Below are 1,875 nucleotides of genomic sequence, written 5' to 3' on the forward strand. Positions count from 1 at the left end.
CGTTGCCGGTTGCGCTGTGCCTCGGCACACCAGACCGCCACTTTCAGGCCAAAAGTGATGGGCTCCGCATGAATGCCATGGGAGCGGCCGATCATCACTGTATCCTTGTGCTTCCAGGCCAACTTCACCAAGGCCCGGTACAAGCGGTCCATCCCTTCCAGCAGCAGTACCCCGGAACGCTTCAATTGCAGCGCAAAACCCGTATCCACTACATCTGAAGAGGTCATGCCCAGATGGATGAAGCGGCTGGACGGCCCCACATGCTCGGCCACGGACGTCAGAAAGGCGATGACGTCGTGTTTGACTTCCAGCTCAATTTCCGCAATACGGGCGCTATCAAAAGCGGCTTTCGCCTCGATCTCGGCCAGGGCGTCGGCAGGAATCTGTCCCTGCACCGCCAGCGCCCGGCAGGCTGCCAGCTCCACATCAAGCCAGGCCTGATATTTGGCATCCTGCGTCCATAAGGCACCCATTTCCGGGCGCGTATAGCGCTCGATCATGCCATGTCTCCATTTTTGGGAGACAGGCCCGACTGCAGCTTGTCGAGAATATCTGCGGACCATGTGGCGGCATTCTTGCCAACGCCCGGCGTCGCCTCCAGTACGCTGCCCTCGTTGTTTTTCATGCGCAGCAACTTCACCTGCACCGAGACGGGTTTCTGCTTTTCCGGACTGCTCCAGATGGCCTTGATGTTGTCCCAGGTCCGCTGGAAGATGCCGCCGATGAAGCTCTGTTTCTGAGCCGCCTGTGCAGCACCGCCCTGCACTTGGACATTCCACACCCCCGTGCCCTCACTTTGCACAGGATAACCCAGCCCCTGCAAAACCACTTGTACTGCTGGCTGCGCCTTGGCGGGAACCGCGTTCAACACCAGATAAGGACCGCGATCATCCTGGTAGCGGGTCACTTTGATTTTCGGCATTTCTGCGAGGAGTGACTCCTGGCTCAGACGCTTCTGCACCGCTTCCATGATCCGCCGGTTGTGCCCAGCGTCGGCGGGCACCTTCTTCCACTCCAGACTGCTACCGTTGGGATCATTCCGGACGCGCTCCTGCTGGACAGAAAGCAGTTCCGCGCCATTTTCGCCAGCGCTCAGGTGGAAGGTATATTTCTCCCGATAAGTAGGTGCTACGGTGTTCCCCAGCACGAAGGCCAGACCACTACGGAAATCCCGCCAGTTGGTAACCAGTTCGCCCTGTTCTGGAGAGAATTTCGCCACCGTAGTCTTGTCTGCCGCCAGTGTCGCTTTCAGGGCAGCCCAAACCTGCGCGGGCTTCGCGGTCGTGCTCAAACGCAAATCCGCGCCGGTACCCAGGATCTGCGCGCCTACACCCGGCAGCATTTTCTCTTCTACTGGCTGCTGCCCGGCCGCCTCGTGGGGTTGAAACAGTCCGTAACCACCGGAGGCGGCACTATTCGCGTTCGTCGGCAATTCGCCGGAATTCGCCGTCCCCCCAGGTGAAGTCACCGCCCCCCCCGGTATGGTAACCCCCGGTTGCGGCGCCTGAGCCAGCAGATCCGGTGGGATCTTCAGGGGTTCCATCACCTTGGAATCCTGGTATTTCGGGCCACTATTAGACTTGAAGAAGGGAATGTAGGAACACCCCCCCAAACCCAGACTGGCAACCACGGCGAGAGCTACGTAACGGCGCATGCAAGACTCCACTAAACGCGACCAGGCGCGAGAATGATTAGATACACTGCGCCCGACGCAAACTTTCGCGCAGACGCTCATGATGGGCGGACGAAAAAGGGGTCAGGGGCAGGCGCAGAGCGGGCCCCATGCGGCCCATCTCGTGCAGGGCCCATTTGACCGGGATGGGGTTGGACTCCAGAAAGAGATCCCGGTGTAATCCCACCAGTTGCGCGTTGACC

3 protein-coding genes are annotated in these 1,875 nt (G+C 59.8%); all 3 read right to left on the reverse strand.

Annotation, left to right across the window (positions count from 1 at the left end; all coding sequences use genetic code 11):
• A partial coding sequence (locus AC2VNK_RS01600; RefSeq protein WP_486882563.1) for a lyase family protein occupies positions 1-500 on the reverse strand: 500 nt, incomplete at its 3' end.
• Positions 497-1,654: an outer membrane protein assembly factor BamC gene (locus AC2VNK_RS01605; protein WP_486882564.1), complete on the reverse strand. Its 1,158-nt coding sequence runs from the start codon at positions 1,652-1,654 to the stop codon at positions 497-499. The genes AC2VNK_RS01605 and AC2VNK_RS01600, both read right to left, overlap by 4 nt.
• A gap of 37 nt (positions 1,655-1,691) precedes the next feature.
• Positions 1,692-1,875 (reverse strand): dihydrodipicolinate synthase family protein (locus AC2VNK_RS01610; RefSeq protein ID WP_486882565.1); only part of this gene is annotated, 184 nt, incomplete at its 5' end.

This window comes from Acidithiobacillus sp. TH-A35 (assembly GCF_057473505.1).

Bases quoted from the DNA above. Each gene is read 5' to 3' on its own strand.
- AC2VNK_RS01605 (WP_486882564.1), bottom strand. From the start codon at position 1,654: ATGCGCCGTTACGTAGCTCTCGCCGTGGTTGCCAGTCTGGGTTTGGGG.